This window comes from Rhodoblastus sp., assembly GCF_019449565.1.
In the GTDB taxonomy this organism is placed as follows: Bacteria; Pseudomonadota; Alphaproteobacteria; order Rhizobiales; family Beijerinckiaceae; genus Rhodoblastus.
The window spans coordinates 83,322-107,498 of sequence record NZ_JAGRPM010000038.1; the positions used below are offsets into that span (position 1 = coordinate 83,322).

The 24,177-nt window shown below is 64.3% G+C and carries 24 protein-coding genes and 1 other RNA gene; 13 read left to right on the plus strand and 12 right to left on the minus strand.

All coding sequences use genetic code 11. The features are described from left to right. Nucleotides 1-17: 17 nt before the first annotated feature. Nucleotides 18-917 (minus strand): LysR family transcriptional regulator, encoded by a 900-nt coding sequence (locus QZ409_RS08955; RefSeq protein WP_296709627.1) that lies wholly within the window; start codon nt 915-917, stop codon nt 18-20. Nucleotides 918-1,080: 163 nt separating this feature from the next. Here QZ409_RS08955 and QZ409_RS08960 point away from each other — a divergent pair, with 163 nt between their 5' ends. Beyond that, on the plus strand, nt 1,081-2,244 hold the full coding sequence (locus tag QZ409_RS08960; RefSeq protein ID WP_296709629.1) for a mandelate racemase/muconate lactonizing enzyme family protein: 1,164 nt from the start codon (nt 1,081-1,083) through the stop codon (nt 2,242-2,244). A 45-nt stretch (nt 2,245-2,289) separates the two neighbouring features. Here QZ409_RS08960 and thyA read toward each other — a convergent pair whose 3' ends face one another. Both thyA and QZ409_RS08970 read right to left on the minus strand, forming a co-directional pair. Further along, nucleotides 2,290-3,186, minus strand: a complete 897-nt coding sequence (gene thyA / locus QZ409_RS08965) for a thymidylate synthase (RefSeq protein ID WP_296709634.1) — start codon at nt 3,184-3,186, stop codon at nt 2,290-2,292. A gap of 88 nt (nt 3,187-3,274) precedes the next feature. Then, nucleotides 3,275-4,075, minus strand: coding sequence for a DUF2189 domain-containing protein (locus QZ409_RS08970; RefSeq protein WP_296709638.1), 801 nt, complete (start codon nt 4,073-4,075; stop codon nt 3,275-3,277). 154 nt (nt 4,076-4,229) lie between these two features. Here QZ409_RS08970 and ssrA point away from each other — a divergent pair. From ssrA to QZ409_RS08990, 4 genes are all read left to right on the plus strand, one after another. Next, nucleotides 4,230-4,588, plus strand: a transfer-messenger RNA (tmRNA) gene (ssrA, locus tag QZ409_RS08975). A gap of 96 nt (nt 4,589-4,684) precedes the next feature. Further along, the gene (locus QZ409_RS08980) at nt 4,685-5,323 is read left to right on the plus strand and encodes a ClpXP protease specificity-enhancing factor SspB (protein ID WP_296709640.1); all 639 of its coding nucleotides are present in this window, start codon (nt 4,685-4,687) and stop codon (nt 5,321-5,323) included. A gap of 21 nt (nt 5,324-5,344) precedes the next feature. Further along, nucleotides 5,345-5,551: a DUF4169 family protein gene (locus tag QZ409_RS08985; RefSeq protein ID WP_296709644.1), complete on the plus strand. Its 207-nt coding sequence runs from the start codon at nt 5,345-5,347 to the stop codon at nt 5,549-5,551. Continuing rightward, on the plus strand, nt 5,548-5,802 hold the full coding sequence (locus QZ409_RS08990; protein ID WP_296709645.1) for a ribbon-helix-helix domain-containing protein: 255 nt from the start codon (nt 5,548-5,550) through the stop codon (nt 5,800-5,802). The genes QZ409_RS08985 and QZ409_RS08990 overlap by 4 nt, the downstream gene beginning before the upstream one ends. 4 nt (nt 5,803-5,806) lie before the next feature. Here QZ409_RS08990 and QZ409_RS08995 read toward each other — a convergent pair whose 3' ends face one another. Continuing rightward, the gene (locus QZ409_RS08995; protein WP_296709646.1) at nt 5,807-9,025 is read right to left on the minus strand and encodes a hypothetical protein; all 3,219 of its coding nucleotides are present in this window, start codon (nt 9,023-9,025) and stop codon (nt 5,807-5,809) included. A 22-nt stretch (nt 9,026-9,047) separates the two neighbouring features. Further along, the gene (locus QZ409_RS09000) at nt 9,048-11,393 is read right to left on the minus strand and encodes a UvrD-helicase domain-containing protein (protein WP_296709647.1); all 2,346 of its coding nucleotides are present in this window, start codon (nt 11,391-11,393) and stop codon (nt 9,048-9,050) included. Between the two features lie 245 nt (nt 11,394-11,638). Here QZ409_RS09000 and QZ409_RS09005 point away from each other — a divergent pair, with 245 nt between their 5' ends. Beyond that, nucleotides 11,639-13,117 (plus strand): pilus assembly protein TadG-related protein, encoded by a 1,479-nt coding sequence (locus tag QZ409_RS09005; RefSeq protein ID WP_296709648.1) that lies wholly within the window; start codon nt 11,639-11,641, stop codon nt 13,115-13,117. A gap of 25 nt (nt 13,118-13,142) precedes the next feature. Here QZ409_RS09005 and QZ409_RS09010 read toward each other — a convergent pair whose 3' ends face one another. Next, nucleotides 13,143-13,358, minus strand: coding sequence for an alkylphosphonate utilization protein (locus QZ409_RS09010; RefSeq protein WP_296709649.1), 216 nt, complete (start codon nt 13,356-13,358; stop codon nt 13,143-13,145). A 127-nt stretch (nt 13,359-13,485) separates the two neighbouring features. Between QZ409_RS09010 and QZ409_RS09015 the strand changes: the two genes are divergently transcribed. Then, on the plus strand, nt 13,486-14,355 hold the full coding sequence (locus QZ409_RS09015) for a metal ABC transporter permease (RefSeq protein WP_296709650.1): 870 nt from the start codon (nt 13,486-13,488) through the stop codon (nt 14,353-14,355). 40 nt (nt 14,356-14,395) lie between these two features. Here the strand turns inward: QZ409_RS09015 and QZ409_RS09020 are convergent, their stop codons facing one another. Then, the gene (locus QZ409_RS09020) at nt 14,396-14,854 is read right to left on the minus strand and encodes a Fur family transcriptional regulator (protein WP_296709651.1); all 459 of its coding nucleotides are present in this window, start codon (nt 14,852-14,854) and stop codon (nt 14,396-14,398) included. Nucleotides 14,855-14,930: 76 nt separating this feature from the next. Between QZ409_RS09020 and QZ409_RS09025 the strand changes: the two genes are divergently transcribed. Together QZ409_RS09025 and QZ409_RS09030 are read left to right on the plus strand one after the other, a co-directional pair. After that, the gene (locus tag QZ409_RS09025) at nt 14,931-15,836 is read left to right on the plus strand and encodes a metal ABC transporter substrate-binding protein (protein WP_296709652.1); all 906 of its coding nucleotides are present in this window, start codon (nt 14,931-14,933) and stop codon (nt 15,834-15,836) included. A gap of 11 nt (nt 15,837-15,847) precedes the next feature. After that, nucleotides 15,848-16,978 (plus strand): GTP-binding protein, encoded by a 1,131-nt coding sequence (locus QZ409_RS09030; RefSeq protein ID WP_296709653.1) that lies wholly within the window; start codon nt 15,848-15,850, stop codon nt 16,976-16,978. 2 nt (nt 16,979-16,980) lie between these two features. Here the strand turns inward: QZ409_RS09030 and QZ409_RS09035 are convergent, their stop codons facing one another. The 4 genes from QZ409_RS09035 to QZ409_RS09050 all read right to left on the minus strand — a co-directional run bounded on the left by QZ409_RS09035 (nt 16,981) and on the right by QZ409_RS09050 (nt 20,597). Beyond that, nucleotides 16,981-17,460, minus strand: a complete 480-nt coding sequence (locus tag QZ409_RS09035; RefSeq protein WP_296709655.1) for a hypothetical protein — start codon at nt 17,458-17,460, stop codon at nt 16,981-16,983. Nucleotides 17,461-17,480: 20 nt separating this feature from the next. After that, nucleotides 17,481-18,512, minus strand: a complete 1,032-nt coding sequence (locus QZ409_RS09040; RefSeq protein WP_296710228.1) for an RluA family pseudouridine synthase — start codon at nt 18,510-18,512, stop codon at nt 17,481-17,483. Between the two features lie 344 nt (nt 18,513-18,856). Further along, nucleotides 18,857-19,240 (minus strand): fluoride efflux transporter CrcB, encoded by a 384-nt coding sequence (gene crcB / locus QZ409_RS09045; RefSeq protein WP_296709656.1) that lies wholly within the window; start codon nt 19,238-19,240, stop codon nt 18,857-18,859. 46 nt (nt 19,241-19,286) lie between these two features. Beyond that, nucleotides 19,287-20,597 (minus strand): replication-associated recombination protein A, encoded by a 1,311-nt coding sequence (locus QZ409_RS09050; RefSeq protein WP_296709658.1) that lies wholly within the window; start codon nt 20,595-20,597, stop codon nt 19,287-19,289. A gap of 108 nt (nt 20,598-20,705) precedes the next feature. On the opposite strand from QZ409_RS09050, the gene QZ409_RS09055 reads away from it, so the two are divergent. The 4 genes from QZ409_RS09055 (at nt 20,706) to QZ409_RS09070 (ending at nt 23,784) form a co-directional block, all read left to right on the plus strand. Beyond that, nucleotides 20,706-21,413 carry an orotate phosphoribosyltransferase gene (locus QZ409_RS09055; RefSeq protein ID WP_296709660.1) on the plus strand — a complete coding sequence of 236 codons (708 nt, stop codon included), beginning with the start codon at nt 20,706-20,708 and terminating at the stop codon, nt 21,411-21,413. 5 nt (nt 21,414-21,418) lie between these two features. Next, nucleotides 21,419-22,126 carry a hypothetical protein gene (locus QZ409_RS09060; RefSeq protein ID WP_296709661.1) on the plus strand — a complete coding sequence of 236 codons (708 nt, stop codon included), beginning with the start codon at nt 21,419-21,421 and terminating at the stop codon, nt 22,124-22,126. A gap of 153 nt (nt 22,127-22,279) precedes the next feature. Beyond that, a complete protein-coding gene (locus QZ409_RS09065; RefSeq protein WP_296709663.1) occupies nt 22,280-22,819 on the plus strand; it encodes an SRPBCC family protein in 540 nt (179 codons plus the stop codon). Then, entirely contained in the window at nt 22,816-23,784 is a 969-nt protein-coding gene (locus QZ409_RS09070; protein ID WP_296709666.1) for a beta-propeller fold lactonase family protein, read from the plus strand. Before QZ409_RS09065 ends, QZ409_RS09070 begins: the two co-directional genes overlap by 4 nt. 2 nt (nt 23,785-23,786) lie before the next feature. Here the strand turns inward: QZ409_RS09070 and QZ409_RS09075 are convergent, their stop codons facing one another. Next, entirely contained in the window at nt 23,787-24,176 is a 390-nt protein-coding gene (locus QZ409_RS09075) for an SUF system Fe-S cluster assembly protein (RefSeq protein WP_296709667.1), read from the minus strand. Nucleotide 24,177 lies beyond the last annotated feature (1 nt).

Here is a 24,177-nt window from a genome sequence, read left to right on the forward strand (position 1 = left end):
AGGTGCGCGGCGAAAGGTCATGCGCCGCCGATGCTGTTCCACAGTTCGTCGGCGGCGCGATTGCGGCATTCAAGCGACCGGAACAGCCTAATCTCGAGCGGAATGTCGAACTGTTCGGGACCAGCGCGGACGAGACGTCGGCGGGCCATATCCTCATTGGCCAGAGTTTGCGGCAACCAGGCGACCCCGTGACCCTCGCGCGCCATCGTCATCAAGGTGGCGGCGAGGTGAGAGGTGAAGCCGGTCTCGACGTGAAAGATTTCACTCGTTCCCGTGGGATGCGCCGCCAGGATTCGGCCCAGGCCCGAGGCGTGGCTATAGGCGAGTCGCCGCGTCGGCCGCTCTGGCGTTCCGGGCAATGGCCAAGTCGGATGACCCTCGCCGTCAGGCGCGCACAATGGGACCAGCATGTCGTCGCCGACATGGACGCTTGGAAAGCGTTCGGCGTCGAATCGCGTCGGCGCTTCGCGGTGCGCGTGGCACAACAGGAAATGCGCCTCGCCGCCGAGCATGATCTCTTCGCAGGCTTCCATGCTGTCGGAGACGAGATTGAGTGCGCCGAAAGCCTCGAAGCGCATGTGCTTACGGATCCAGCCCGGAAAGAACGTGAAGGATAGCGCATGGGTCGCGGCGATCGACAGGGATAGCGTCTCCCTCTCGTCCACGGCGCGGGTGTCGCGCCTGATCCGGTTCAGATTGCGCAACAGGTCGGAGGCAAGCGGCTGGAAATAAAGCCCCGCCGGAGTCGGGACCGCTCCTTGCGCGCCACGCACGAAAAGCGGCGCGCCGATCCAGTCTTCAAGCGCGCGAATGCGCCGGCTGAAGGCGGGTTGCGTCACATTGCGGGCGTCGGCGGCGCGCGAAAAATTTCTCAGCTCCGCCAAAGCCAGAAAATCCTTGAGCCAGTCGAGTTCCATAAATCGAAATCGCGCCCCATGCCGTTCGCGCATGACCTGAACCGAACATGGCATTGGCCCTGAAGGGGTGTCCAGAATTAACTGATCTCCAAGCTCGCTACCTAGGCAACCGGCGGCAGGCGCGGCCTGCCGCCATCCAAGTCAACATCCAAAGGGGACCAATATGCGTATCGTTGATGTCTGCGAAATCACCAAGCCAATCTCCTCCCCCATCCGCAACGCCTATATCGACTTTTCGAAAATGACCGCGAGCCTCGTCGCCATCGTCACCGACGTGGTCAAGGACGGGCGCCGGGTGGTTGGCTATGGCTTCAACTCGAACGGACGCTATGGACAAGGTGGCCTCATCCGCGAGCGCTTCCGCAACCGCATCCTGGAGGCCGAGCCCGCGAGCCTGCTCAATGAGGCCGGCGACAACCTCGACCCTCACAAGATCTGGGCGGCGATGATGACCAATGAAAAGCCGGGCGGTCACGGCGAGCGCTCGGTCGCGGTCGGCACGCTCGACATGGCGATCTGGGACGCCACGGCGAAGATCGCCGGCAAGCCGCTGTTTCGCATGCTCGCCGAGCAGAAGGGCCGCGAGGCCAATCCGCGCGTCTTCGTCTATGCGGCTGGCGGCTACTATTATCCCGGCAAGGACGACACCGCCCTGCGCGCTGAAATGCGTGGCTACCTCGATCGCGGCTATAACGTCGTCAAGATGAAGATCGGCGGCGCGCCGATCAAGGAAGATCAACGACGCATCGAGGCGGTGCTTGCCGAAATCGGGAACCAGGCGCAGCTCGCGGTGGATGTGAACGGCCGCTTCGACCTTGAGACCGGCATCGCTTACGCCAAGATGCTGCGCCAGTATCCGCTGTTCTGGTACGAAGAGGTCGGCGATCCGCTCGACTATGCCTTGCAGGCAGCGTTGTCCGAATTCTATCCCGGTCCCATGGCGACCGGCGAGAACCTGTTCTCGCATCAGGACGCGCGCAACCTCTTGCGCTATGGCGGCATGCGGCCCGATCGCGATTACCTCCAGTTCGACTGCGCCCTGTCCTATGGCCTGGTCGAATATTTGCGCACCCTCGATGTCCTCGATCAATTCGGCTGGTCGCCATCCCGCTGCATCCCGCATGGCGGCCAACAGATGTCGCTCAACATCGCGGCGGGCCTCGGCCTCGGCGGCAATGAGAGCTATCCCGACCTGTTCCAGCCCTATGGCGGATTCCCTGATGGCGTGAAGGTCGAGAATGGCCATATCGTCATGCCGGAGCTTCCGGGCATTGGTTTCGAGGGCAAGTCTGATCTCGTCAAGGTCATGCGTGAACTGGCGGAATAAACCAGTTCAATATTCAACCGCCGCGACGAGCAAGTGAACGCCGAGTCAGACCGCGACGTCCGCCGCAATATGCGGATGCGGATCATAGCCATCGACTTCGAAATCATCGATCCCGTAGTCGTCGATGCTCGCCGCGCGACGCTTGAGAATCAACTTTGGAAACGGCCGGGGCTCGCGGGTTAGTTGCAGCCGAGCCTGATCCAGATGGTTCAGATAGAGATGAACGTCGCCGCCGACCCAGACAAATTCGCCTAGCTCCAGATCGCATTGCTGCGCGATCATCGCCTGAAGCGCGACGCCAGCGGCCCAGTTGAAGGGGTTCCCGAGCAGTACGTCCACGCTGCGCTGGAACAAGAGGCAGGAGAGCTTATCCTTGGATACGTGAAACTGATAAACCATGTGGCAGGGCGGCAGGGCCATCTGATCGATTTCCGCGACGTTCCAGCCGTGGAACAAAATGCGCCGGCTCGTCGGGTTGTTCTTCAAGGCGTCGATCACACCCGCGATCTGGTCGAATTCGCGGCCGTCCGGCCCCTGCCAACGGCGCCATTGCTTGCCATAGACCGGCCCCAGATCGCCCCAGCGCGCGGCGAAGGCGTCGTCTTCGACGATGCGTTTCTCGAAAACGTCCTGGCTCACGTTCTCGCCGGTTTCCTTGCGATAGCGGGCGAGCGGCCAATCCGTCCAGATCCGCACATTTTCCTTGAGCAGCGCCTGAATATTGGTCTTGCCCGTCAGAAACCACAGCATCTCCTTGATCGCGGTTTTCCAGTACACCCGCTTGGTCGTCAGGATCGGCGCATAAGACCCGACATCGAAGCGCGCCATCGCGCCGAAAATCGAAAGCGTGCCGACGCCGGTCCGGTCAATGCGTCGATCGCCATGCTCCAGAACCTGCTGGAGCAGTTCGAGATATTGATATTCGGGGTGGCGGTTCAACATGCGTCACTCACTTCCATCGGCGCACGCGGCCGAGGCTCCGCCGTTTCGGACCGGCAGTTTAGCGATTCGGCGCGCCGAGGAAACCCGCTCAGGGCTCGATGAGCTTCCTGTACACATGCCAGGAGGCGTGGCCGAGCAAGGGCAGCACCAGAGTCAGCCCCAGCAGGCCGGACAACAGGCCGAAAGCCAGAAACAGCGCGATGAGGAGGGCCCAGGCCAGCAACGGCCAGGGATTCATCAGCACGGATTTCACAGAGGCGATCATCGCCGTCACGAAATCCACATCGCGGTCGAGCAGCAGCGGGCAGGACACCACCGAGATCGAGAAAACGACAAAGGCGATGCCGCCGCCGATCACATTTCCGACCAGGATAAAGGTGATGCCCTTGGGCGTGGACAAGGCCTCCTGAACGAACTGGGCGGGGTCCGGCATATGAGCGCCATAGAACATCAGATAGAGGAAGAAGGAATAATCAATCCAGAGGATGAAGGAAAACAGCGAGATAAGGCACATCCAGCCAAGATCGCGTCCGCCGCTGGTCTTGACGGAACGCAGCACCGCGCCCCATGAGAGCGGCTCGCCAACCTCCAGCCTGCGGCTGACTTCATAGAGCACAGCCGCCGAGAAGGGCACCACCAGCGCGATGCCGGTGAGGAAGGGATAGGTGAAATAGTTCAAGCCGGAAAGCTTGGCGAAAAAGATCGCAATCCAGCCGCAAAGCGTGTGCAGCAAGCCGACGGTGAGGCCGTATTTCGGCGCGGCTTTCAAGTCGTCCCAGCCGGCGACCAGAGAATTGAAAATATCGTCCTTCTGCAGCTGGCGGACGACCACCTCGCGCCGAACGCGAGTCCCGGACTCCCCCGCCGCCGCCTGGGCGTTCTCCTCCATGCCTTCCCCCTGAGTTCCGTCATTTCCGCCCGCTTTTTGCGGGTCTGGCTCTCGACAGATTGCGGCGCCCACGCCAAGGCGGCAAGGGGTCCAGCGGACTTCGCCGGGGTTCGCGAGCAATCAAAAGGGATGAAAGGGCAGAATTTCCAATTCTCCCCTTTCGCCGGAGGGGCGGCTTCTCTATATTCTCCCTGCCGCCCTCGGGCGGCTATGGTGATAAATTGGGATCGGAATAAGCCTTTCGGACCCGGGGGCGGTACCCGGCGCCTCCACCCCGGCCCGTCTGTGATCAGGCGGGCCGCGGCGGGGGCGAAATAGGATCGACGAGGGTGTAAAGGGTCTTCTTTTGCCCGGCATGATACCGCCGTTATCGGGTCAAACCTATAGTTGCCAATGACAACTATGCTCCGGTGGCCGTCGCTGCGTAATGCGGTGATAGTACCGAAATTAAAGTCCTGAGGCTTAGCCGTTTCAGGCGGGGCTCGGAGGCGCCTGGCAACAGAAGCCTCCACTTCCTTCATGCCGGCGCGCGCGGCGGCGAGGCCGGATGTCACCTGGACGTCGCCCTCTGACACTGCGGCCCGGCGAGCGAAAGATGCGACGCCGTCAATGTCGACCGATTTGATTCGATACGATCTTCAGGTTCAGGACGCGCTGCGCGGCGTGGTCCGCAAGGTTCTGGCCGACGCAGCGCGCGACGGCTTGCCCGGCGAGCATCATTTCTACATCACCTTCCGGACCAATGCGCCGGGCGTGAACCTGTCGTCGCGGCTGCGCGAGCAATATCCCGATGAAATGACCATCATCCTGCAATACCAGTTCTGGGATTTGCGGGTCGATGACGAGTCCTTCGAAGTCGGGCTCCATTTCAAGAACATTCCCGAGAAGCTGCACATCCCCTTCGACGCCATCTCCGGCTTCTATGATCCCTCCGTGCAATTCGGCCTGAAATTCGAACCCCAGTCGGATGATGACGACGATCTGGAAGACGAAGAGGAAACCATTGTCGGCCCCGCCGCCAACAGGCCGCGTCCGGTCCCCGCGCCCGAAGCCGCCAAGCCGAAATTGCGCGGCGCGGCCTCCGAGCCCGACGTGATTCCCGCCACCGGCGCTCCCGCCGCCGAACCGACCCAGGCTGCGAAGAATACTGCGAAGGACGATGGCAAGGCGTCGAAGGCAGCCGCCCCGGACGCTTCCGGCGAGGAATCGAAAGTCGTCTCGATTGACGCATTCCGCAAGAAGACCTGAACGCGGCAGGAAGGCCTGACCATGGGAGACATCGTCAATTTCCGCCGCGCCCGCAAGGCCCAGGCGCGCCGCAAGGACGAAGAGCAGGCCCAGGAAAACCGCGTCCGTTTTGGCTTGAGCAAGGCCGAGCGTCAGTTCGCGGAAAAGGCCAAGAGCCTCGCCGAACGTCGGCTCGAAGGCCATCGCCTCGAAGCCGAAATCAAACCCGAGTCTGGCGATTCCAAATGACCGCATCGCCGGCGCCGCGCGAGGCTCCGGGCCGCATGCGCAAACATTCGCTGGTCATCGCCGGCCACAGCACCAGCATCTCGCTCGAATCCGCCTTCTGGGACGCCCTGCGCGAGCAGGCGCGCGAGCGCGGCCTGTCGGTCGCGGCTTTGGTCGCGGAAATCGACGCAACACGCGGCGAGGCCAATCTCTCATCGGCCCTGCGCGTGCATATTTTGCAGGCTTTTCGCGACAAGGCGACGCGCGGCTGAAGCTTCAAGGCTCGGTAGCGGCTGGCGCGGGCTGGGCCGGAGCGTCTGGAACAGCCGGCTGCGCCGAAATGGCCCTCAACCTTTCCAGATCCTGCCGTTTCTGCATTTCGATCCGCGCATGTTCGCGATCCAGCGCGCGCATGGCGACCGCATTGACGAAAGAGGTCGCATCGACGCGGCGGGACGGCATGCGCCATGGCCCGCTCCAAACCACAGCGCCGCGCGGCGCAGGGGCATCCCAGCCCTCCGGAAGCTCCTGCGCGGCGGACGAAAGAGCGAGCGAAAAGCTGGCGTCGCGCAGATCGAACCCGGCTTCTAGCCCCTGCGCGCCCGCGTCGGCCGGCGTGAAGGCCGCCTGCCCGCCCGCGAGACGGAACGTGAAATTCGCCTCGCTTCGCCGCTGGGCCTCGCGCGCAAAAGCCGCGTCAAGGCTTCGGGCGACCTCCTTGGCGTCGAAGGGCGCTTCATTCGCCTCGCTTGCAGCCAAAGCCTGATCCGGCGCGCGCAGCGCGGCGCCCTCTATGGCGAGGTCGAGCAGCCGCGCGGCGCCATCCCCGGCCAGCGATCCGACCAAAGCGGCGGCATTGGCGCCATTGCCCGCGAAATTGAGCTTGAAGCCGAGCCGCGCCGAAAGAGCCGAATTTTTCAGATTGAGATTCTCGCCCTTCGCCTCGCCGCTCAGCGTGACCTGCGCGCCTTCGCGCCGCAGGTTCAGACCGCCGCCAATGACGCCGCCGAAGCCCTCGACGACGGCCTGTGCGACCGACAACTCTCCGGGCCCGAGCGTGAGATCGAAGCGCGCCCGCGCGCCAAAGGGCTGCAAATCGGCGGTTTCGATCGCCAGCCTTGCGCGCGGCGGATCGAAAATCACCGGGGCGAAGGACAGGCTTGGCCACAAGGCCCCGGCCTTGACCGGCGCGGGCGGACCAAGCACCAGCGCCGCGAGCGCCGGCGCAGAAAGGCGGTCGAGCCGCAACGCGCCCTTGAGCCCTTCTCCTTCTGCGGAGAGATCGCCAGACAGCTTGGCGCCAGCCCATTCGCCATTGAGGCTTTGCAGTGTCAGGCCGCCGTCGCGCCAGGCCGCGCGCGCCGCAAGACGCAAAGGCGCGGATGCCGTCGGCGCGGCGGAAAAGCCGCTCAATATCTTGCCGGCGTCGCCCGAAAGCGTGGCGTCGCCAGCGACGGAGAAATCGCCCGCCGGGTCCGCGAGCGCGCCGCGAAATTCCGCGCGCAGCCCCGCGAGATCGGCGGAGGCCGTGACGTTCTGCCCGCCGTCGCGCGACGGATCGGCCTGCGTCCGCGCGGAAACCCGCGCCGGGCCGAGCCGCTGAGTCCAGACCGTCTGCGCGCCGAACTGGTTGAGCAGCGCGCTCGCCTCGGGCGCCGTGAGTTCGAGCGCGACATCGCGTTTTCCGCCCGCCGCAGGAACGAAAGAAGCCGCGAGCTTGGTCGCGCCGAGCGTTCCACTGAGCGTGAAGCCGCCGTCGCCCGCCTTGCCCGCGAGATCGGCGGGCGACAGGTTTTTCGCCCGCGCCGCCAGCGCCTTGCCGGCCGCGCCGGGCCAGAGCCGCGCCAGAGCCTGCGCCAGCGGCCCAAGTTCGCCCGCCTTCAGCCGCGCCTCGCCCTGAAGGCCCGAAAAATCCTTGCCCCACGCGGCGGAAGCGGTGAGATCGGCGCCGCCGATATTGCGTATCTCCAGCCGCTCCAGCCGCGTGGCCTCGCCCGCGCGCAACAGATGCGCCCTGATGCGCCCGCCCTCGCCCGACAGCACGCCCGCCCGCGCGGATTTGACCGTCTGCGCCTCCAGCGACAGGTCGAGATCGAGTCCGTCGAAACGCGTCCCCGCGAAATCGGGGCCGAGGTCGAGGTCGAGCGCCGGGGCGGACAGCCGCGCCCACAGCAGCGGGCGCGCATCGGCCTGTTCCGGACGGAAGCGGATTTCACCGGAAAGCCGCGCGCGGTCCAGCGCGAGGCTGGCGTTGGTCAGCGCCCACTCGCCGGGAGACGCCGCGAATTCGCCGCCTATGTCCAACGCGTGAAGATTGGCGCCCGCCAGCGCCTGGCTGGCTACGGGCGCGGCCTCGCGCAGGGCGGCGGCGAAGGCGGTGAAATCCGAGGCCTTCAGCTGCGCCCTGCCCCGCCAGCCGCTCTTGTCCAGCGCGGCGGAAATCTCGAGTTTGGCGCCGCCCGGCCCCACGGCCCGGACCTGAGCCGGCGCGCCCGCGCGCCAGAAAATCTGCGCCTGCGACCAGGCCATGCCGCGCCAATCCAGAGCCTCGACGCTGGCGCGCAGGTCGAGCGGCGCGCCGCGGTCCTTCGCAGCCAGCGCGGGCGCGGCGAAAAACTCCGCCCAGGGGCCAGACAGGCTGGGCGCATCGAGATTGAGGCCGAGCGTCCCGCTGCGCGTCTCATAGCGGGCGCTGCCGGAAACCTTGTCCGCGAGCGGGCCGTCGCCGAGACGGGCTGAAACCTCTTTCGCCAGCGCGCCATCGAGCCAGAGCAGGACGGAGCCCTGCGCCGTCCAGGGACCGGGCGCGGCCTTGCCCGCCGCCTTGGCCTCGCCTTCGAAAGCAGGCGTCACGGCGAGATCGACGCGGCCGTCGAGGTCCAGCTTTGCGCTCTCTCCAGGCCAGGTCAGGCTGGCCTTCAGCGGCAGGAGATTTTTCGCCACGACGTCCGATGCGAGGGAAAAGGCGAGCCGCTGGCCGCCCCGATCGAAACTGCCGCGTGCGCTGAACGGGCCTTGCAGCGACGGAATCTGCGCCGTGACATTCAGCCCCGAGAGCTCGACCGCCGTCGTCCCGACGCGCGAAACGGTCACATGCGCGCGCCGCAGGATCAGATTGTCGAATTGCAGCGCCGCCGCCTTGGGACGCCGCGCCTTGTCGGAATCGAGGGCGATTTCGGCGTCCTCGAACAGGGCGCGCGAAAATTGCAGCCGCCCCTGCAACAAGGCTGGCAAGGCGAGGGCGAACACGGCTTTTTTGGCGCGCAGACTGCCGAATTCGCCCAAGACTTCGAGGTTATCGGAGCTGAAACGCGGCGTCGGCAGGAAGCGCAGGGCAATGGGGCCGTCGAAGCGGACCCGCGCTCCAGCCGCCTGCGACAATTCCTCGGCGAGGCGCGGACGCATCGCATCGAAATCGACCACGAAAGGCGCGGCGAAAGCGGCGCTCAATACGACGATCAGAGCGATCCCGATATAGGTCAAGAGATCGCGCATGGCTCGCCCAAACCCCGCCGCGTCAGCCGCGCAGCTCCACGAAGGAATCGAGCACGAGTTTGCGGCCGGCCTTGTCGAAGTCAATCGTGAGCTTGGCGCCATCGACCGCCGCGACCGAGCCCGGCCCGAATTTTACATGGAAAATCCGCGCGCCGGGCGCGAATTTGCCCGCCGAATTCGACCGGGACAAAACCTCGCCCTCGATTGTTTTCGGCGCGCGGGATGCTTGCGCCGGAGCGGCGGCGGCGCGGCTTTGCGCCCGCTTCCAGCCCGGCGTTTCGACATGCGAGCCATAGGCGTCGATATTGGCGAAGCGCGATTGCGCATAAGCGCCATAGGAGCCGCCGCTGCGCGCCTCGTCCACCACCTGGACGTGATCGGCGGGCAAGTCGTCGATGAAGCGCGACGGCATCGTGCTCTGCCACAACCCGTGAATGCGGCGGTTGCTGGCGAAAATGATCTTCACGCGGCGGCGCGCCCGCGTCACGCCGACATAGGCGAGGCGGCGCTCCTCCTCCAGCCCGGCGCGGCCGCTTTCGTCGAGCGACCGCTGGTGCGGGAACAGCCCCTCCTCCCAGCCGGGCAGAAAGACCGTGTCGAATTCCAGACCCTTGGCGCCATGCAGGGTCATGATCGAGACGCGCGGGCCGGAATCCTTGTTGTCGACGTCCATGACCAGCGAGACATGTTCAAGAAAGGCGCCGAGATCGGGGAATTCCTCCATGGAGCGGATCAGCTCTTTCAGGTTTTCAAGCCGCCCCTCGGCTTCAGCCGTGCGTTCCTGCTTCCAGAAATCCGTATAGCCGGATTCTTCGAGAATCTGCTCGGCCAGTTCGTAATGCGGCTTGTGCTCGATCTGCGCCGCCCAGCGCGAAAAATCCGCCAAAAGCGCGCGCAGGGTTCCGCGCGGCTTGGGCCTCAGCTCTTCCGTCTCGACCAGGGCGCGAGCCGCCTGCATCAGCGGAATCTGCCGCAGGCGGGCGAATTCATGCACCGTCTGCAGGGTGCTTTCGCCAAGCCCCCTCTTGGGCGTGTTGACGATGCGCTCAAAAGCCAGCCCGTCGGCGGGCTGCGCGACGCAGCGCAGATAGGCCAGCGCGTCGCGGATTTCGAGCCGCTCGTAGAAGCGCGGGCCGCCGATCACCTTGTAAGGCAGGCCGAGATTGATGAAACGCTCCTCGAACTCGCGCATCTGGAAGGAGGCGCGCACCAGAATGGCCATGTCATCCAGCGAAGCGCCCTGACGCTGCAATTGCTCGATGTCCTCGCCGACGACGCGGGCCTCTTCCTCCGAATCCCAGACGCCAGCGACGCTCGGCATCTCGCCTAAATCGCCGTCGGTGAACAGGGTCTTGCCGAGCCGGTCGCGGTTGCGGGCGATGAGATGGGAGGCGGCGGCGAGGATGTGGCCGGTGGAGCGGTAATTGCGCTCGAGCCGGATGACCTTGGCGCCAGGAAAATCCTTTTCAAAGCGCAGGATATTGTCCACCTCGGCGCCGCGCCAGCCATAGATCGACTGGTCGTCGTCGCCGACGCAGCACAGATTCTGCGGCTGGGACGGATCGCTCCGCTGGGCCAGCAGCCGCAGCCAGAGATATTGCGCGGCGTTGGTGTCCTGATATTCGTCCACGAGAATATATTTGAAACGCTGCTGGTACTCGCGCAGCACGTCGGGATTCTCGCGCAACAGGCGCAGGGATTCGAGCAGGAGATCGCCGAAATCCACGGCGTTGAGGATTTTCAACCGCTCCTGGTAAAGCGTATAGAGCGCCGCGCCCTTGCCATTGGCGAAAGACTGCGCCTCGCCCGCCGGGACATGGCGGGCGTCGAGGCCGCGGTTCTTCCAATTGTCGATCAGATAGGCCAGCGCGCGGGCGGTCCAGCGCTTGTCGTCAATGTTTTCCGCCTTCAGCACCTGCTTGAGCAGGCGCATCTGGTCGTCGGTGTCGAGAATGGTGAAATTGGATTTGAGATCGACCAGTTCGGCGTGACGGCGAAGGATTTTGGCGGAAATGGCGTGGAACGTGCCGAGCCAGCCCATGCCCTCGGCACCGGGGCCGATGAGCCCCGCGACGCGCTCCTTCATCTCGCGCGCGGCCTTGTTGGTGAAGGTGACGGCCAGAATTTCATGCGGCCGCGCGCGGCCCAGAGCCAGGATATGGGCGATGCGCGAGGTCAGAACCCGCGTCTTGCCAGTCCCGGCGCCCGCGAGCACCAGAACCGGCCCATCCAGCGCCTCCACCGCCTCGCGCTGTTCCGGATTGAGCGCGGTGAGCCAGTCGGGCGCTCCCCGGCCGGCGAGAGCGCGCGCGGAAATCCCGCCGGGGCGCGGGTGGAAAACGTCATCATCTGAGAACGGATCGGACAAAGCTTGGCCTTGAGCGAACGAAGGGCGAATCGTTAACCGCAATGTGGGACTGGAAGGCCGTCTTGTCGAATCGCGCGGCGAAGTTGGGCCGCAGCGTTCTTGTCAGTTTGGGACAAGCCGCGATCCGCTAAAATTTGAATCAATCTATTGGGCTAATTGAAGGACTCCCCTTTTATTCTGCCCGTTTGAGACCAGGCGGCCTTCCAGCGGACGCCCCGTAAGAAAGCACGACAGGGAGACACGCCGTGCAACGCAGCATCCTTCGACAGAAACTGAGCGCCTTCTCGCGCGAAAGCTCGGGATCGGTCCTGATGTTCTTCGGCCTGGCCCTTATGGGAATTTTCCTCATCGTGGGCCTGGTGCTCGATTATGGCAGAGCCCTCTCCGCCAAGTCCGTGCTCAACACGGCGACCGACGCGGCGGCGCTCGCGGCGCTCAGCGCCGCCCAGGCCGATTATATCGCTAACGCCAGCGCGAGCCAGATGATGACCGACGCCCAGGCCGCTGCGCAAAGAGCCTTCGTCGCCAATGCCGGGCGGAGCTATAATATTCTCAATGGCGCGCCGACAATCACTGTCCAGCGCAACGGCCAGGTCATCACCACCAATGTCAGCTATCAGGCCAGGTCGCCGAATCTGTTCGGCTCGCTGGCCAATGTCGCCAACATGAACCTCTCGCACTCGGCGTCCTCCGCGCTGACCTTGCCAAGCTATCTCAATTTCTATCTGCTGCTCGATGTCTCCGCTTCGATGGGCATTCCCTCGACCGACACCGAGATCAACCGGCTGGCGACGATCAATCCGGATTACCGCAACCGCTTCAGCGGCTTTCCCGGCTATGTCGGCGGCTGCACCATCGCCTGCCATTTCACCGCCTATAAGGCCTGCCAGAACGCCGCCATCGACAACCCCAATCAAGCCGCTCCCGCGGCGGTCTACTGTCAGGGCTACAATCTCACGCGCAATGGCGGCAACGCCATGAACACGCCGGTGACCTATTGCCCGACGCCCGGCACGTCAGCCTGCATCCAGCTCCGCCTCGACGCCGTCGCCTACGCCACGCAGCAATTGATCCAGACGGCGATCGACACCGAGGCGTCCGACCATATTCCCAACCAGTTCGGGGTCGGGCTTTACCCCTTCGTGCGCTGGATGCAGCCGTTTCAGGCGCTCTCGACCAATCTGACGACGGTCAAGAACGCCGCCGCCGGCCTGACCGCGCTGATCGACAACGGCAATGGCTCAAGCACCGTCAACCTGCCGACGAGCGGACTCGGCTCGGGCGGAACGCATTTCGAGAACGCTCTGCCCTCCATGAACACGACCATCACGACGGTCGGCGACGGCAGCAGCGCGACCTCGCCGCGCCCCTTCGTCTTCATGGTGACCGACGGCGCGCAAAACAACCAATATCAGCAGAACAACGGCTCATGGAGCGGCAGCAACAACGCCACGACCCTGGACACGACCAATTGCACGACCATCAAGAACCGCGGCATCACTCTGGCCGTGCTCTACGTCCCCTATGTCCCGATCCCCAATCCGACCACGATCTGGAACGACGAGGACCACGCCGCGAACAACAACATCCAGTATATCGAGCCCTCTCTCAAATCCTGCGCCTCGCCGAACTTCTATTTCAAGGCCTCGACCCCGCAGGACATCGCCAACGCCATGCAGGCCATGTTCAAAATGGCGGTGGCGACGGCGCATCTGACGCAATGATGAATCGGCGCGCAGCGCCGATCGCTCAGGCCTTCTTCAGGAAACTGGCCTTGAGGACCAGGCCCTTGACCTTGTCGGTGCGGCCCTCGATCTCCTCGGGATCGTCGGTCAGGTGAATCCCCCGCACCATCGTGCCGCGCTTGAGCACGGTTGACGAGCCTTTGACCTTGAGATCCTTGATGAGGGTGACATTGTCGCCCTCGTTCAAAATGGCGCCATTGGAATCACGCGTCTCGGACATGGGTTTTTCTCCTCTCTGCTCTTGCGCGGGTAAAGCGGTCCGGCGGGCGAATGTCCAGCGGGAATCGCGCGAAAGCCGCGCTTTTACGCCAAGATGACAGATCGGCGCGGGCAAGCTAAAGAGGCGCATGCTCTACACGCTGCTGGTCGCCCCCTTCCTCGATTTCGAATTCATGCGCCGCGCCCTCGTCGGCGCGATGGCGCTGGCCCTGGCGGGCGCGCCGCTCGGCGTCTTTCTCATTTTGCGGCGCATGTCGCTCTCCGGCGACGCCATGGCCCACGCCATCCTGCCCGGCGCGGCGATCGGCTATCTTGTCGCGGGACTTTCCCTGCCGGCCATGACCATCGGCGGGGTCGTCGCCGGCTTCGCGGTAGCCATCGGCTCCGGCGCCATCGCCCGCGCCACCGCCTTGCGCGAGGACGCCTCGCTGGCCGCCTTCTATCTGCTGTCGCTGGCGCTCGGCGTCGCCATCGTCTCGGTGCGCGGCTCCAATGTCGATCTGCTGCATGTGCTGTTCGGCAGCGTGCTCGCGCTCGACGACGCCACCATGCTGCTGCTCGCGAGCATCGCCAGCCTGACGCTGATCGGTCTCGCCGTGATCTATCGCCCGCTGGTGATGGACACGCTCGACCCCGGCTTTCTCGCGACGGTCAGCGGCGCGGGCGCCTGGACCCACGCGGTCTTTCTTGCTTTCGTCGCGCTGAATCTCGTCGCCGGCTTCCACGCGCTTGGCACCTTGCTGGCCGTGGGCGCGATGATGCTGCCCGCGGTCAGCGCGCGTCTGTGGACGCAGGACATCACCGGGATGATCCTGATCGCCGCTGGCTTCGGCCTGATCGGCGCCTATGCTGGCCTGCTGGCGTCCTTTTACTGGGGCCTGCCCTCCGGGCCAATGATCATCCTCGCCTGCGGCGTTTTCTATGTCGGATCGCTGATCGCTGGGCCGGCGGGCGGATTGTTGCGCCGCCTCACGCCTCGCTCGCATCTGGAAGGGTAGCGTCCCGATCCGATTGGATCGGGACGCTACTTTTTTGCTTTTACGCGTTTTCTTCACGCGAACCGGTACCCACTTCGCTTGAAAACGCTGACGTACAGACGCCGCACAGGCCCTGAATCTCGATCGCGACCCGCTCGGCCGTGAAGCCCCCACGCGCCGCCGCGCGAGACAGCAGCGTCTCGATTTCCTCGTCGCCAAATTCCAGCGTCTTGCCGCAGGACCGGCAGATCATGAAGCCGGCGCGGTGGCGATGGCCGCAGGAATGGCCCGAGCCATGTCCTGAATCCCGGCAGGCGACATAGGCGTTGCGCGTCTCCAGCCGGTGGGCCAGTCCCTCGTCGATCAATTTTTGCAAGGCGCGATAGACGGTCGGCGGCGCGACGCGGCCAAGCTCCTCGCGCAAGGCGTCGATCACGTCATAGGCCGAAAGCGGCTTTTCGGCCTGCGCGAGCAGGTCGCGGATGCGGCTCTGCGTTTCGTTCAAAGGCGCCGGCGCCATTCTGACCCTCTTGACGGATGTTATAATATACGCAAGTCTCTGCGCGAAGATAATGCCCCAAGGATAGGATGCAACCATGCGCCTGCAAAGAGTCCTGACCCGCGCTCTAATGCTGCTTCTCGCATTCTCACCATTGGCCGCCCGTGCGGAAGGTCCGGAAAAGCTGCCGGTCGTCGCGAGTTTCTCCATTCTGGCCGATTTTGTCCGTCAGATCGGCGGCGACAAGGTCGCGGTGAAATCGCTGGTCGGGCCGAATGGCGACGCCCATGTCTTTCAGCCGAGCCCGGCCGACGCGCAGAGCCTCGCCGGAGCGAAGCTGATCGTCGTCAACGGCCTTGCGCTCGAAGGCTGGATATCGCGGCTCATCGCGGCCTCCGGAGCCAAGGCCCCCATCGTCGTCGCAGCCAAGGGCGTCAAGCCGCGAGAAGGCGAGGAAGACGGCAAGAAAGGCGTCGATCCCCATGCCTGGCAGAACATCGCCAATGCGAAAATCTATGTCGAAAACATCCTCGCCGGCCTGATCGCCGCCGACCCCGCCGACGCCGACTTTTTCCGCGCCCGCGCCCAGCAATATGAGCTCGCGCTGAACGAGACCGACAGGAAGGTCCGCGCGGCCATCGCCTCGATTCCGCCCGAAAACCGCAAGATCATCACCACCCATGACGCCTTCGGCTATTTCGGCGAGGCTTATGGCTTCACCTTCATCGCGCCGCTGGGCCTCTCCACCGATTCGGAGCCGTCCGCCCGCGACGTCGCCAAGCTGATCACCCAGATCAAACGTGACAAAGCGCCCGCCGTTTTCTTAGAAAACATTTCTGATCCCCGTCTTATGAAGCGCATCGGTCAGGAATCCGGGGCGAAAATAGGCGGCGACCTTTATTCGGATTCGCTTTCGCCGCCCGACGGCCCGGCGGGCACTTACATTGCGATGATGGAACACAATATAGTCGAGTTGAAGAAGGCGCTGGCCCCCAACACCTGACCGGAGTTCGCATGTCCGTTGAAAAGATACCCGTCACCGTCCTCACCGGCTATCTCGGGGCGGGCAAGACAACGCTGCTGAACCGCATTCTCACGGAGGATCATGGCAAGAAATTCGCCGTGATCGTCAATGAATTCGGCGAAATCGGCATCGACAACGACCTCGTCGTGGACGCCGATGAGGAAGTGTTCGAAATGAACAACGGCTGCATCTGTTGCACCGTGCGCGGCGACCTCATCCGCATTATCGAAGGCCTGATGCGCCGCAAGGGCAAGTTCGACGCGATCCTGGTCGAGACGACCGGCCTCGCCGATCCGGCTCCGGTCGCGCAGACTTTTTTCGTCGACGCCGACGTCCAGAACGAGGCCCGGCTCGACGCCATCGTCACTGTCGCCGACGCCAAATTCCTGGCCGCCCGGCTCAAGGATGCGCCCGAGGCCAAGAACCAGATCGTCTTCGCCGACGTCATCCTGCTCAACAAGACCGATCTCGTGACGCCGGACGAACTCGAGGAAGTCGAGGCCCGCATTCGCGGCCTCAATCCCTATGCCAAGCTGCACCGGACCCGGAATTGCGACATTTCGCTCGACGCCGTGCTCGACCGCAAGGCTTTCGACCTCGACCGCATTCTGGAGCTGGAGCCGGAATTCCTGACCGTCGAGGAACATGACCACGATCACGATCATCATGGCCACGAGCATCAAGGTCATGGCCATGACCACGAACATCACGAGCATGGCCACGATCATGACTGCGGCCCGGATTGCGGCCATGACCACGAGCACAAACACGAGCACGAGCATAAGCATGACCACGGCCATCATGCGCCAAAGGTGCTGCATGACGACGAGGTGCGCTCGGTGGCGTTCCAGCTCGACGGTCCGGTCGATCCGGACCTCTTCCTGCCCTGGATCAACGAGGTGGTGCAGCGCGACGGCCCGGACATCCTGCGCTCCAAGGGCATTCTCGCCTTCCCCGACGAGCCCCGGCGCTATGTCTTCCAGGGCGTGCACATGATCCTCGACGGCGACCTCCAGCGCGACTGGAAGCCCGAGGAAAAACGCGCAAGCCGCATCGTCTTCATCGGCCGCAAGCTCAAGGAAGACGAATTGCGCACCGGCTTCATGGCCTGCGCGGCTTAATCCTAAAACAGGGCGGCGATCCCGAAAGCGAGCGCTGAAAGGATGAAGACGCCGCCCCAGACGGCGCGCGTCGCGTCCTTTTCCGGCAGGCTCGCGCGCAAACCGGGTATGCGCGCCCAGGCCGCGTAAAATGCGATGAGCCCCGCGAGCGCCGCAGGAAAGATTGCGGCGCCGCGCAGATTTCGCGAACAGGCGTCGAGCGCGACAAAGGCGGCGATTGCGGAAACCGGGACGAGGAAGCAAGCCGCCCAGCCGCCCGCGCGCGGCATCTCGCCCATCGCTGCGGCGATGATCAGCAGCAAGATGAGGGAAAGCCAGAGCCCCGCGAGGAGAAACATCCCCTCATAGGCCGCCGCGATCACCGCCTCGCCGCCGCCGGCCCTGATCGTCAGGGCGTCGGCAAGCACCGCGACCCAGAACGCGGCGGTCGCGGCCAGGACGAGCGCGAATCCCAACGGAAATCTCGCCTTGCTTTCGGGCATGTTGGCCGCCCTCCCCGCCGTTATTCCTCCGGCGCGTCCATGATCGGGTCGTGCTGGCTGGCGTCGAAGCCGAACATGTCCCAGCTCTTTTTCATGTGCGGCGGCAGCGGCGCGGTGACGTCGAGGACGCCGCCCTTGGGATGCGGCAGGATCAGCCGGCGCGCCAGCAGGTGCAACTTGTTCTCGACCCCGTCCGGCAGGTTGCGATTGGGGTCCGCGCGGCGGTAGGAATCTTCCTGCCCGTGGCCATATTTCGGGTCGCCGACGATGGGGCAGCCAATGGCCTCGGCATGGGCGCGCAACTGATGGGTGCGGCCGGTCAACGGTTTCATCGACAGCCAGGCGAGCCGGGGGCTGAGCTTGTCCACCACCGCGTAATAGGTCAGTGAATGCTGGGCGTCGTCGTCGCCATGCCTGGCGACGCGCATCTTCTCGATGTCGCGCCGCTCTTCCATGCCGTGACGGCCTTTTTCACGCGGCGGTCGGTTGTCGCCCATGGCTTCGCCCTTGGCGAGATAGAGCGAGATGCGGCCCTGCGCCGGGCGCGGCACGCCCTCAACCATGGCCCAGTAAATCTTCTTGGCGGAACGCGAACGGAAAATCTCGCCGAGATCGGCCGCCATTTTCCGCGTCTTGGCGATCAGCAGCACGCCGGAAGTATCGCGGTCGAGCCGATGAACCAGAACCGGGCGGTCGCCGCGCTCATTGGCGAGCGATTGCAACATGCCGTCGAGATGGACCTTGGTGCCCGATCCGCCCTGCACCGCGAGGCCGAAGGGCTTGTTGAGCACCATCAGGTCGCGGTCGTCGAGCAGGACCATGTCGCGGATGGCGCGGGCGTCGGCCTCGGAATAGACCGCCCGCTTGACCGCCGGCGCCTTCACGCCCTCGATGCTCAAGGGCGGCACGCGAATATTGGCGCCGGCCACGACGCGGGTGGAGGTGTCCACGCGCTTGCCGCTCAGCCGGACCTCGCCCTTGCGGCAGATCTTCGCCAGATGCGACAGCGATAGCGTCGGGATGCGCCGCTTGAACCAGCGGTCGATACGCATGCCGTCCTCGTCCTCGGTGACGATCAGGATTTGCACCGCTCCCGTTTCCTTGTCGGTCGCCGGAGCAGGAATTTCCTTCGCCTCGGCGGCGTGAAATTTCTCCGCCGATTCCCTGACGAGGCGCGCGGCCTTCACCGCATCGAAAGCGTCGTCCTCGGGCCGCGCCTTTTTCGGACGCGCGGCAAAAAAACGCTTGGGCTTGGGGGCTTCGCTTTTGGAGCCGAAGCTCTTGTCGGCGCCCAGCGTCCGCGCGCGCGGGCTGGGAGAGCGCGCCTTGCTTGCCCCTCCCTTGCCTGATGCTCCCTTGCTTGACGCTCCCTTGGGAGAGCCGGTCCGCACACGCGTCATGACAAAGCCCTCACCAAAGCAAGACCGCCGAAAACCCCGGCCAGAGCAAGAAGAACGGAGCCGCCGACATAAGCGGCCATCAGGCCCGTCTCGCCGCGTTCAAACAGCAGCGCCGCATCGAGCGAAAAGGCGGAAAAAGTGGTGTAGCCGCCAAGAATTCCGGTCAGCAGGAACAGCCGCACATGCTGGGTCCAACCCGCCCCCGCGCGGAAGGCAAGATAGCCCGCGATCAGGCCCATGACCAGCGAGCCGGAAATATTGATGACGAAGGTGCCCCACGGAAAATACGTCCCCCACAGCCGCGCTGCGAGGAGATTGACGGTATGGCGAAGACAGCCGCCGAGTCCGGCGCCGAGGAACACGAGAAGATAAGCCTGCATGGGCTTTCTATAGCCAAGCAGCGCGGCGGCGTCATTAAACCTTTTTTCAGCCCTCTTCCCGCTCCCGCCTGAGCTTTTCCCAATAATCCAGCCGCTTGCCGATCTCGCGCTCAAAACCGCGCTCGACTGGCCGGTAAAGCTTCTGCCGCCCCAGCTCCTCGGGCCAGTAGTTCTGGCCGGAAAAGGCGTCGGGTTCGTCATGGTCATAGGCGTAGCCAGAGCCATAGCCCTCGGATTTCATCAGCTTGGTCGGGGCGTTCAAAATCACCTTGGGCGGCATGAGCGAGCCGCGTTCGCGCGCGAGGCGCATCGCCGCCTTGTAGGCGTTGTAATTGGCGTTGGATTTCGGCGCCGTGGCGCAATAGACGACGGCCTGCGCGATGGCCAGTTCGCCCTCCGGGCTGCCGAGAAAATCATAGGCGTCCTTGGCGGCATTGGCGATCACAAGCGCCTGCGGATCGGCGAGCCCGACATCCTCCACCGCCATGCGCACTACCCGGCGAGCAATGAACAAAGGGTCCTCGCCGGCGTCGAACATGCGCGCGAGATAATAGAGCGCCGCGTCCGGGTCCGAGCCGCGCACGGTCTTGTGCAAGGCGCTGATGAGATTGTAATGGCCCTCCTGCCCCTTGTCATAGATCGGCGCGCGGCGCTGCACGATTTCGGTCAGGCTCTTCACGTCGAAAATTTCGCCGGGCCGGGCGGCGCGGAAAATCTCTTCCACCAGGGTCAAAGCGGCGCGGCCGTCGCCGTCCGCCATCCTAGCAAGGCTGGCGCGCGCCTCGGCGTCGAGCGGCAGTTGCTTGCCCTCGGCCTCCTCGGCGCGCTCCAGCAATTTCTCGATCGCCGCCGCGTCGAGGCTGTGGAAGGTCAGCACGCGGGCGCGCGAAAGCAACGCCGCGTTCAGCTCGAAGGACGGGTTTTCGGTGGTGGCGCCGATCAGCGTGACCGTGCCGTCCTCCATCACCGGCAGGAAGGAATCCTGCTGGGCGCGATTGAAACGATGGATTTCGTCGATGAAGAGCAGCGTGCCCTGCCCTATGCGGCGCCGCGCCCTCGCCTCGTCGAAAATCTTCTTCAATTCGCCGACGCCGGAGAAAATCGCCGAGGCCTGGACGAAATTGAGCTTCGTCTCATGGGCCAGCAGTCGCGCGACCGTGGTCTTGCCCGTGCCGGGCGGGCCCCAGAAGATCAGGCTGCCGAGCGAGCCCGATTCGATCAGCCGGGTCAGCGCGCCATTGGGGCCGAGCAAATGGTCCTGCCCCGCCACTTCGGCGAGGCTTTTGGGGCGCAGCCGTTCGGCCAGAGGACGCGGCGCGTCCCGCTCCAGTCCGGCGCTGGCGAAAAGATCGGTCATGCGCCTTTTTCGCGCGTCTCGCGCCAAGGAGCAAGCGGAGTGGCAAGCCGGCGATTGACGGCGCCGGGCTTCCGGCTCTAATCAGGCCGTCCGCGAAAGGAATCCCGCATGTCCGATCTCTCCCCCGCCGCGCTGGAAAAGCAGCTCATCGCCGAAGAAACGGCCAAAATGCTGATCGAGGTCGGCGCCGTCCTGTTCAATTCGGAAAAGCCCTTCATCTTCACCTCGGGCTGGGCCAGCCCCGTCTATACCGACATGCGCAAGCTGATCGCCTTCCCGCGCCTGCGCAACGTGCTGCTGGATTTCGCGGTGAAAACGATCCAGCGCGAGATTGGCTATGAAAGCCTGGACATCATCGCCGGCGGCGAGACGGCGGGCATTCCCTACGCGGCCTGGATTTCCGACCGCCTCGCGTTGCCAATGCAATATGTCCGCAAGAAGCCCAAGGGTTTTGGCCGCAACGCCCGCATCGAGGGCGAAGTGACAGACGGCGCCCGCACCCTGCTCGTCGAGGACCTCGCCACGGACGGCGCCTCCAAGGTCAATTTCTGCTCCGCGCTGCGCGAGGCTGGCCAGAAATGCGACCATACCTTCGTGTTCTTCTTCTATGACATCTTCCCGCAGGCGCGGGCGGAACTGCGCAAGGACGGCATCGAACTGCATCAGCTCACAACCTGGTGGGATGTGCTGAAAGTGGCGCGCGACACCATATATTTGCCGGACACGACGCTGGACGAAGTGGAGAAATTCCTCCACGCCCCGGCGGAATGGTCCGCCGCTCATGGCGGCGCGTCGGAATTCGGCAAGAAGGCCTGATCCGGATGCGGCGACTGGCCTTCGTTCTCGGCGCGACTTTTTCCTTGATCGGCGGTGCTTCTATCGCCGCCGGCGCCTCGTCCGAAGACCGGTTCTGCTCCGGCGCGTCCTTTTCCGACACGCCCACGCTGAACGTCGGCCGGATCAAGGCCGACGCCGGCAAGGTCAATTTCCGCAAGAATGGCGACGCCGCCAACGCCTGCCCCTCGACGGCGGCGGATTGCCAGGAAAAGGCCTATCTCGTGCCGGGCGATCTTGTCGTCCTCGGCGTGACGAAGGGCGATTTCGTCTGCGTCGATTACCAAACCGCCAAGGGAAGCCGCGGCGGCTGGCTTCCCGCCTCCGCCATCGAGCCGGCCCCTGCCGTGAGCGACCCAGCGAGCTGGACCGGCAAATGGAAGCGCATCGAGGCCGATATCAGCATTGAAAACTCGGGCGGCGGCCTCAAGGCCGAGGGGAACGCGACGTTCGGCGCGCTCGACCCCGGCCGCGTGAAACGCGGCGCGGTCAATCTCGGCGAATTCTCCGGTCCTCTGCGCGTCAAGGGCGGCGAGGCGGTTTTCACGGACAAGGACGCCGATCCCAAGGACCCCGACGCCTCCTGCCGCCTGCGTATGGTCCGCGCCGGAGAGGTTCTTTTCGTGCAGGACAATATGCAATGCGGCGGGTTGAACGTGTCCTTTTCCGGGCTCTACCGGCGCGCAGGCAAATAGTCGGCGCGCGCCGCCGCGCGTCTTCTTATATTTTGCATATTCGACCTTTGAACGGCCTCGGCCCCCGTCGCCTCTACTGGCAGGCCGCAGGACTTTCCGCCAATATCCCTGTCAGAACCGGCGCAAGATCCGGCATTCTGGAATGAGGGACGGATGAAAATTTTTGCACTCGCGGCGGCCGTGATCGCCTTTGTCGCAGCGCCGGTTCAGGCGCATGGGCCGACCCGGCAGAAGATCGTCGAAACGGTCGAGATCGCCAAGCCGGTCGATCAGGTTTGGGCCATCATCAAGGATTACGACGCCTTGTCGAAATGGCATCCGGCGGTCGCCTCCAGCGTCGCCGACAAGGGCAATGAGGTCGGCTCCGTCCGCAAGGTCGTGCTGAAGGCGCCGGGCGATCCGAGCTTCGACGAAGTGCTCGAAAAATATGATGCCGCCGAACACAGCTATAAATATGAAATTCCGAAGGTCGATCCAAAGATTCTTCCGGTGAACACCTATACCTCGACCATCAGTGTGCTCGACAATGGCAAGGGCGGCTCGACGGTCGAATGGAAGGGCGCCTTCTATCGCGGCTATATGCTCAACGATCCCCCGCCCGAACTGAATGACGAGGCCTCCGCCGCCGCCGTGCGCGGGGTCTATCGGGCCGGTCTGGACAATATCAAGGCCCTCGCCGAATCCGGCAAATGATCGCGCGTATCGGCTTCGCCCTGCTCGCCCTGATGGGCGCGGCGCGGGCGGAGCCCCTTGCTTACATAACCGACCAGGGCGCCGACGCGGTCTCCGTCATCGATCTCGCCCAAGGCCGCATTGTCGAAACCGTGAAAGTCGGGGAAAAGCCAGCCGGAGTGGCTGTCGCGCCAGGCGGAGGACGGATTTACGTCTCCAATCCCGAAGGCCACAGCATTTCGGTCCTGGCCCGGAGCACGGATGGAACCCATCAGGTTCTTGCCGAAATCGCCGCCGGCCAGGGGCCGCTCGGCCTTGCGCTCGACGCGACGGGTCAGCGCCTGTTCGCTGCCGACTGGTATACGGACCGCGTCAGCGTGATCGATACGGATAAGCTCGCCGTGACCGGGGAAATCAAGGTCGGCCAGTCGCCGTCCGGCATGGCCGTCAGCCCGGATAATCGCTGGCTCTATGTCGCCAATCGCGAGAGCGACAGCGTTTCAGTGGTCGATATGGCGAACCTGCGCAGCGCCGCCGAAATCGCGGTGGGCAAGGCGCCCTTCGGCGTGACCTATGATCCCAATGGCCCCGACGGGCCGCGCGTGCTGGTCGCCAATGTGCAGTCGGGCGACGTCTCGGTGATCGACACGGCCACGCGGCGCGAGACGCGGCGGCTGAAGGTGAAAAGCTTTCCCTATGCCGTCGCGGCGACGAGGGACGGCGCGCGCCTGTTCGTGACCAACCAGCATGACGACAGCGTCTCGGTCTTCGACGGTCGGAGCTATGAACCGCTTGCAACCATCGCCATCTGCGGCTTCCCGGAAGGCTTGGCGGTCTCGCCCGATCAAAGCGAGGCCATGGCCGCGTGCTGGATGGACGATGTTCTCGCAGTCATCGACGTGAAGAGCTTGAAGATGACCAGAAAAATCCCGGCCGGCGCCAGCCCCCGCGCCTTCGGACAATTCATCGCGCCCGACGCGCGATGAGTTCACCACATGTCGAGGGCGACGCGGGCTTCGTCCGACATGCGGCTCTGGTCCCACGGCGGGTCGAACACCATGCTGACCTCGACCCCCGCGACGCCCGGAACGGCGGAAACAGCGTTCTCGACCCAGATCGGCATCTCGCCCGCCACTGGGCAGCCCGGCGCGGTGAGGGTCATGTCGATCTTGACGAAGCGGCTCTCGTCGATATCGACACGATAGATCAGGCCCAGCTCGTAAATGTCGGCCGGGATCTCCGGGTCGTAAACCGTCTTCATCGCCGCGATGATCTCGTCGGTGAGGCGGTCCAGCTCTTCCGGCGCAATGGCGTCCTGCGCGGCGATGGTCGGCCGGTTCGGCTGAACTTCGACTTCGGGCTTGGCATGTTCATTCATT

Excerpts from the sequence above, each read along its gene's own strand:
- crcB (WP_296709656.1), bottom strand. The coding sequence starts at position 19,240 with ATGCAGGCTTATCTTCTCGTGTTCCTCGGCGCCGGACTCGGCGGCTGT.
- QZ409_RS08985 (WP_296709644.1), top strand. The coding sequence starts at position 5,345 with ATGGGAGACATCGTCAATTTCCGCCGCGCCCGCAAGGCCCAGGCGCGC.
- QZ409_RS09075 (WP_296709667.1), bottom strand. The coding sequence starts at position 24,176 with ATGAATGAACATGCCAAGCCCGAAGTCGAAGTTCAGCCGAACCGGCCG.
- QZ409_RS09050 (WP_296709658.1), bottom strand. The coding sequence starts at position 20,597 with ATGACCGATCTTTTCGCCAGCGCCGGACTGGAGCGGGACGCGCCGCGT.
- QZ409_RS09010 (WP_296709649.1), bottom strand. The coding sequence starts at position 13,358 with ATGTCCGAGACGCGTGATTCCAATGGCGCCATTTTGAACGAGGGCGAC.
- QZ409_RS09065 (WP_296709663.1), top strand. The coding sequence starts at position 22,280 with ATGAAAATTTTTGCACTCGCGGCGGCCGTGATCGCCTTTGTCGCAGCG.
- QZ409_RS09055 (WP_296709660.1), top strand. The coding sequence starts at position 20,706 with ATGTCCGATCTCTCCCCCGCCGCGCTGGAAAAGCAGCTCATCGCCGAA.
- QZ409_RS09030 (WP_296709653.1), top strand. The coding sequence starts at position 15,848 with ATGTCCGTTGAAAAGATACCCGTCACCGTCCTCACCGGCTATCTCGGG.
- thyA (WP_296709634.1), bottom strand. The coding sequence starts at position 3,186 with ATGTTGAACCGCCACCCCGAATATCAATATCTCGAACTGCTCCAGCAG.
- QZ409_RS09060 (WP_296709661.1), top strand. The coding sequence starts at position 21,419 with ATGCGGCGACTGGCCTTCGTTCTCGGCGCGACTTTTTCCTTGATCGGC.
- QZ409_RS08980 (WP_296709640.1), top strand. The coding sequence starts at position 4,685 with ATGTCGACCGATTTGATTCGATACGATCTTCAGGTTCAGGACGCGCTG.
- QZ409_RS08960 (WP_296709629.1), top strand. The coding sequence starts at position 1,081 with ATGCGTATCGTTGATGTCTGCGAAATCACCAAGCCAATCTCCTCCCCC.
- QZ409_RS08995 (WP_296709646.1), bottom strand. The coding sequence starts at position 9,025 with ATGCGCGATCTCTTGACCTATATCGGGATCGCTCTGATCGTCGTATTG.
- QZ409_RS09015 (WP_296709650.1), top strand. The coding sequence starts at position 13,486 with ATGCTCTACACGCTGCTGGTCGCCCCCTTCCTCGATTTCGAATTCATG.
- QZ409_RS09070 (WP_296709666.1), top strand. The coding sequence starts at position 22,816 with ATGATCGCGCGTATCGGCTTCGCCCTGCTCGCCCTGATGGGCGCGGCG.
- QZ409_RS08970 (WP_296709638.1), bottom strand. The coding sequence starts at position 4,075 with ATGGAGGAGAACGCCCAGGCGGCGGCGGGGGAGTCCGGGACTCGCGTT.
- QZ409_RS08955 (WP_296709627.1), bottom strand. The coding sequence starts at position 917 with ATGGAACTCGACTGGCTCAAGGATTTTCTGGCTTTGGCGGAGCTGAGA.
- QZ409_RS09035 (WP_296709655.1), bottom strand. The coding sequence starts at position 17,460 with ATGCCCGAAAGCAAGGCGAGATTTCCGTTGGGATTCGCGCTCGTCCTG.
- QZ409_RS09040 (WP_296710228.1), bottom strand. The coding sequence starts at position 18,512 with ATGCGTATCGACCGCTGGTTCAAGCGGCGCATCCCGACGCTATCGCTG.
- QZ409_RS09025 (WP_296709652.1), top strand. The coding sequence starts at position 14,931 with ATGCGCCTGCAAAGAGTCCTGACCCGCGCTCTAATGCTGCTTCTCGCA.
- QZ409_RS09020 (WP_296709651.1), bottom strand. The coding sequence starts at position 14,854 with ATGGCGCCGGCGCCTTTGAACGAAACGCAGAGCCGCATCCGCGACCTG.
- QZ409_RS08990 (WP_296709645.1), top strand. The coding sequence starts at position 5,548 with ATGACCGCATCGCCGGCGCCGCGCGAGGCTCCGGGCCGCATGCGCAAA.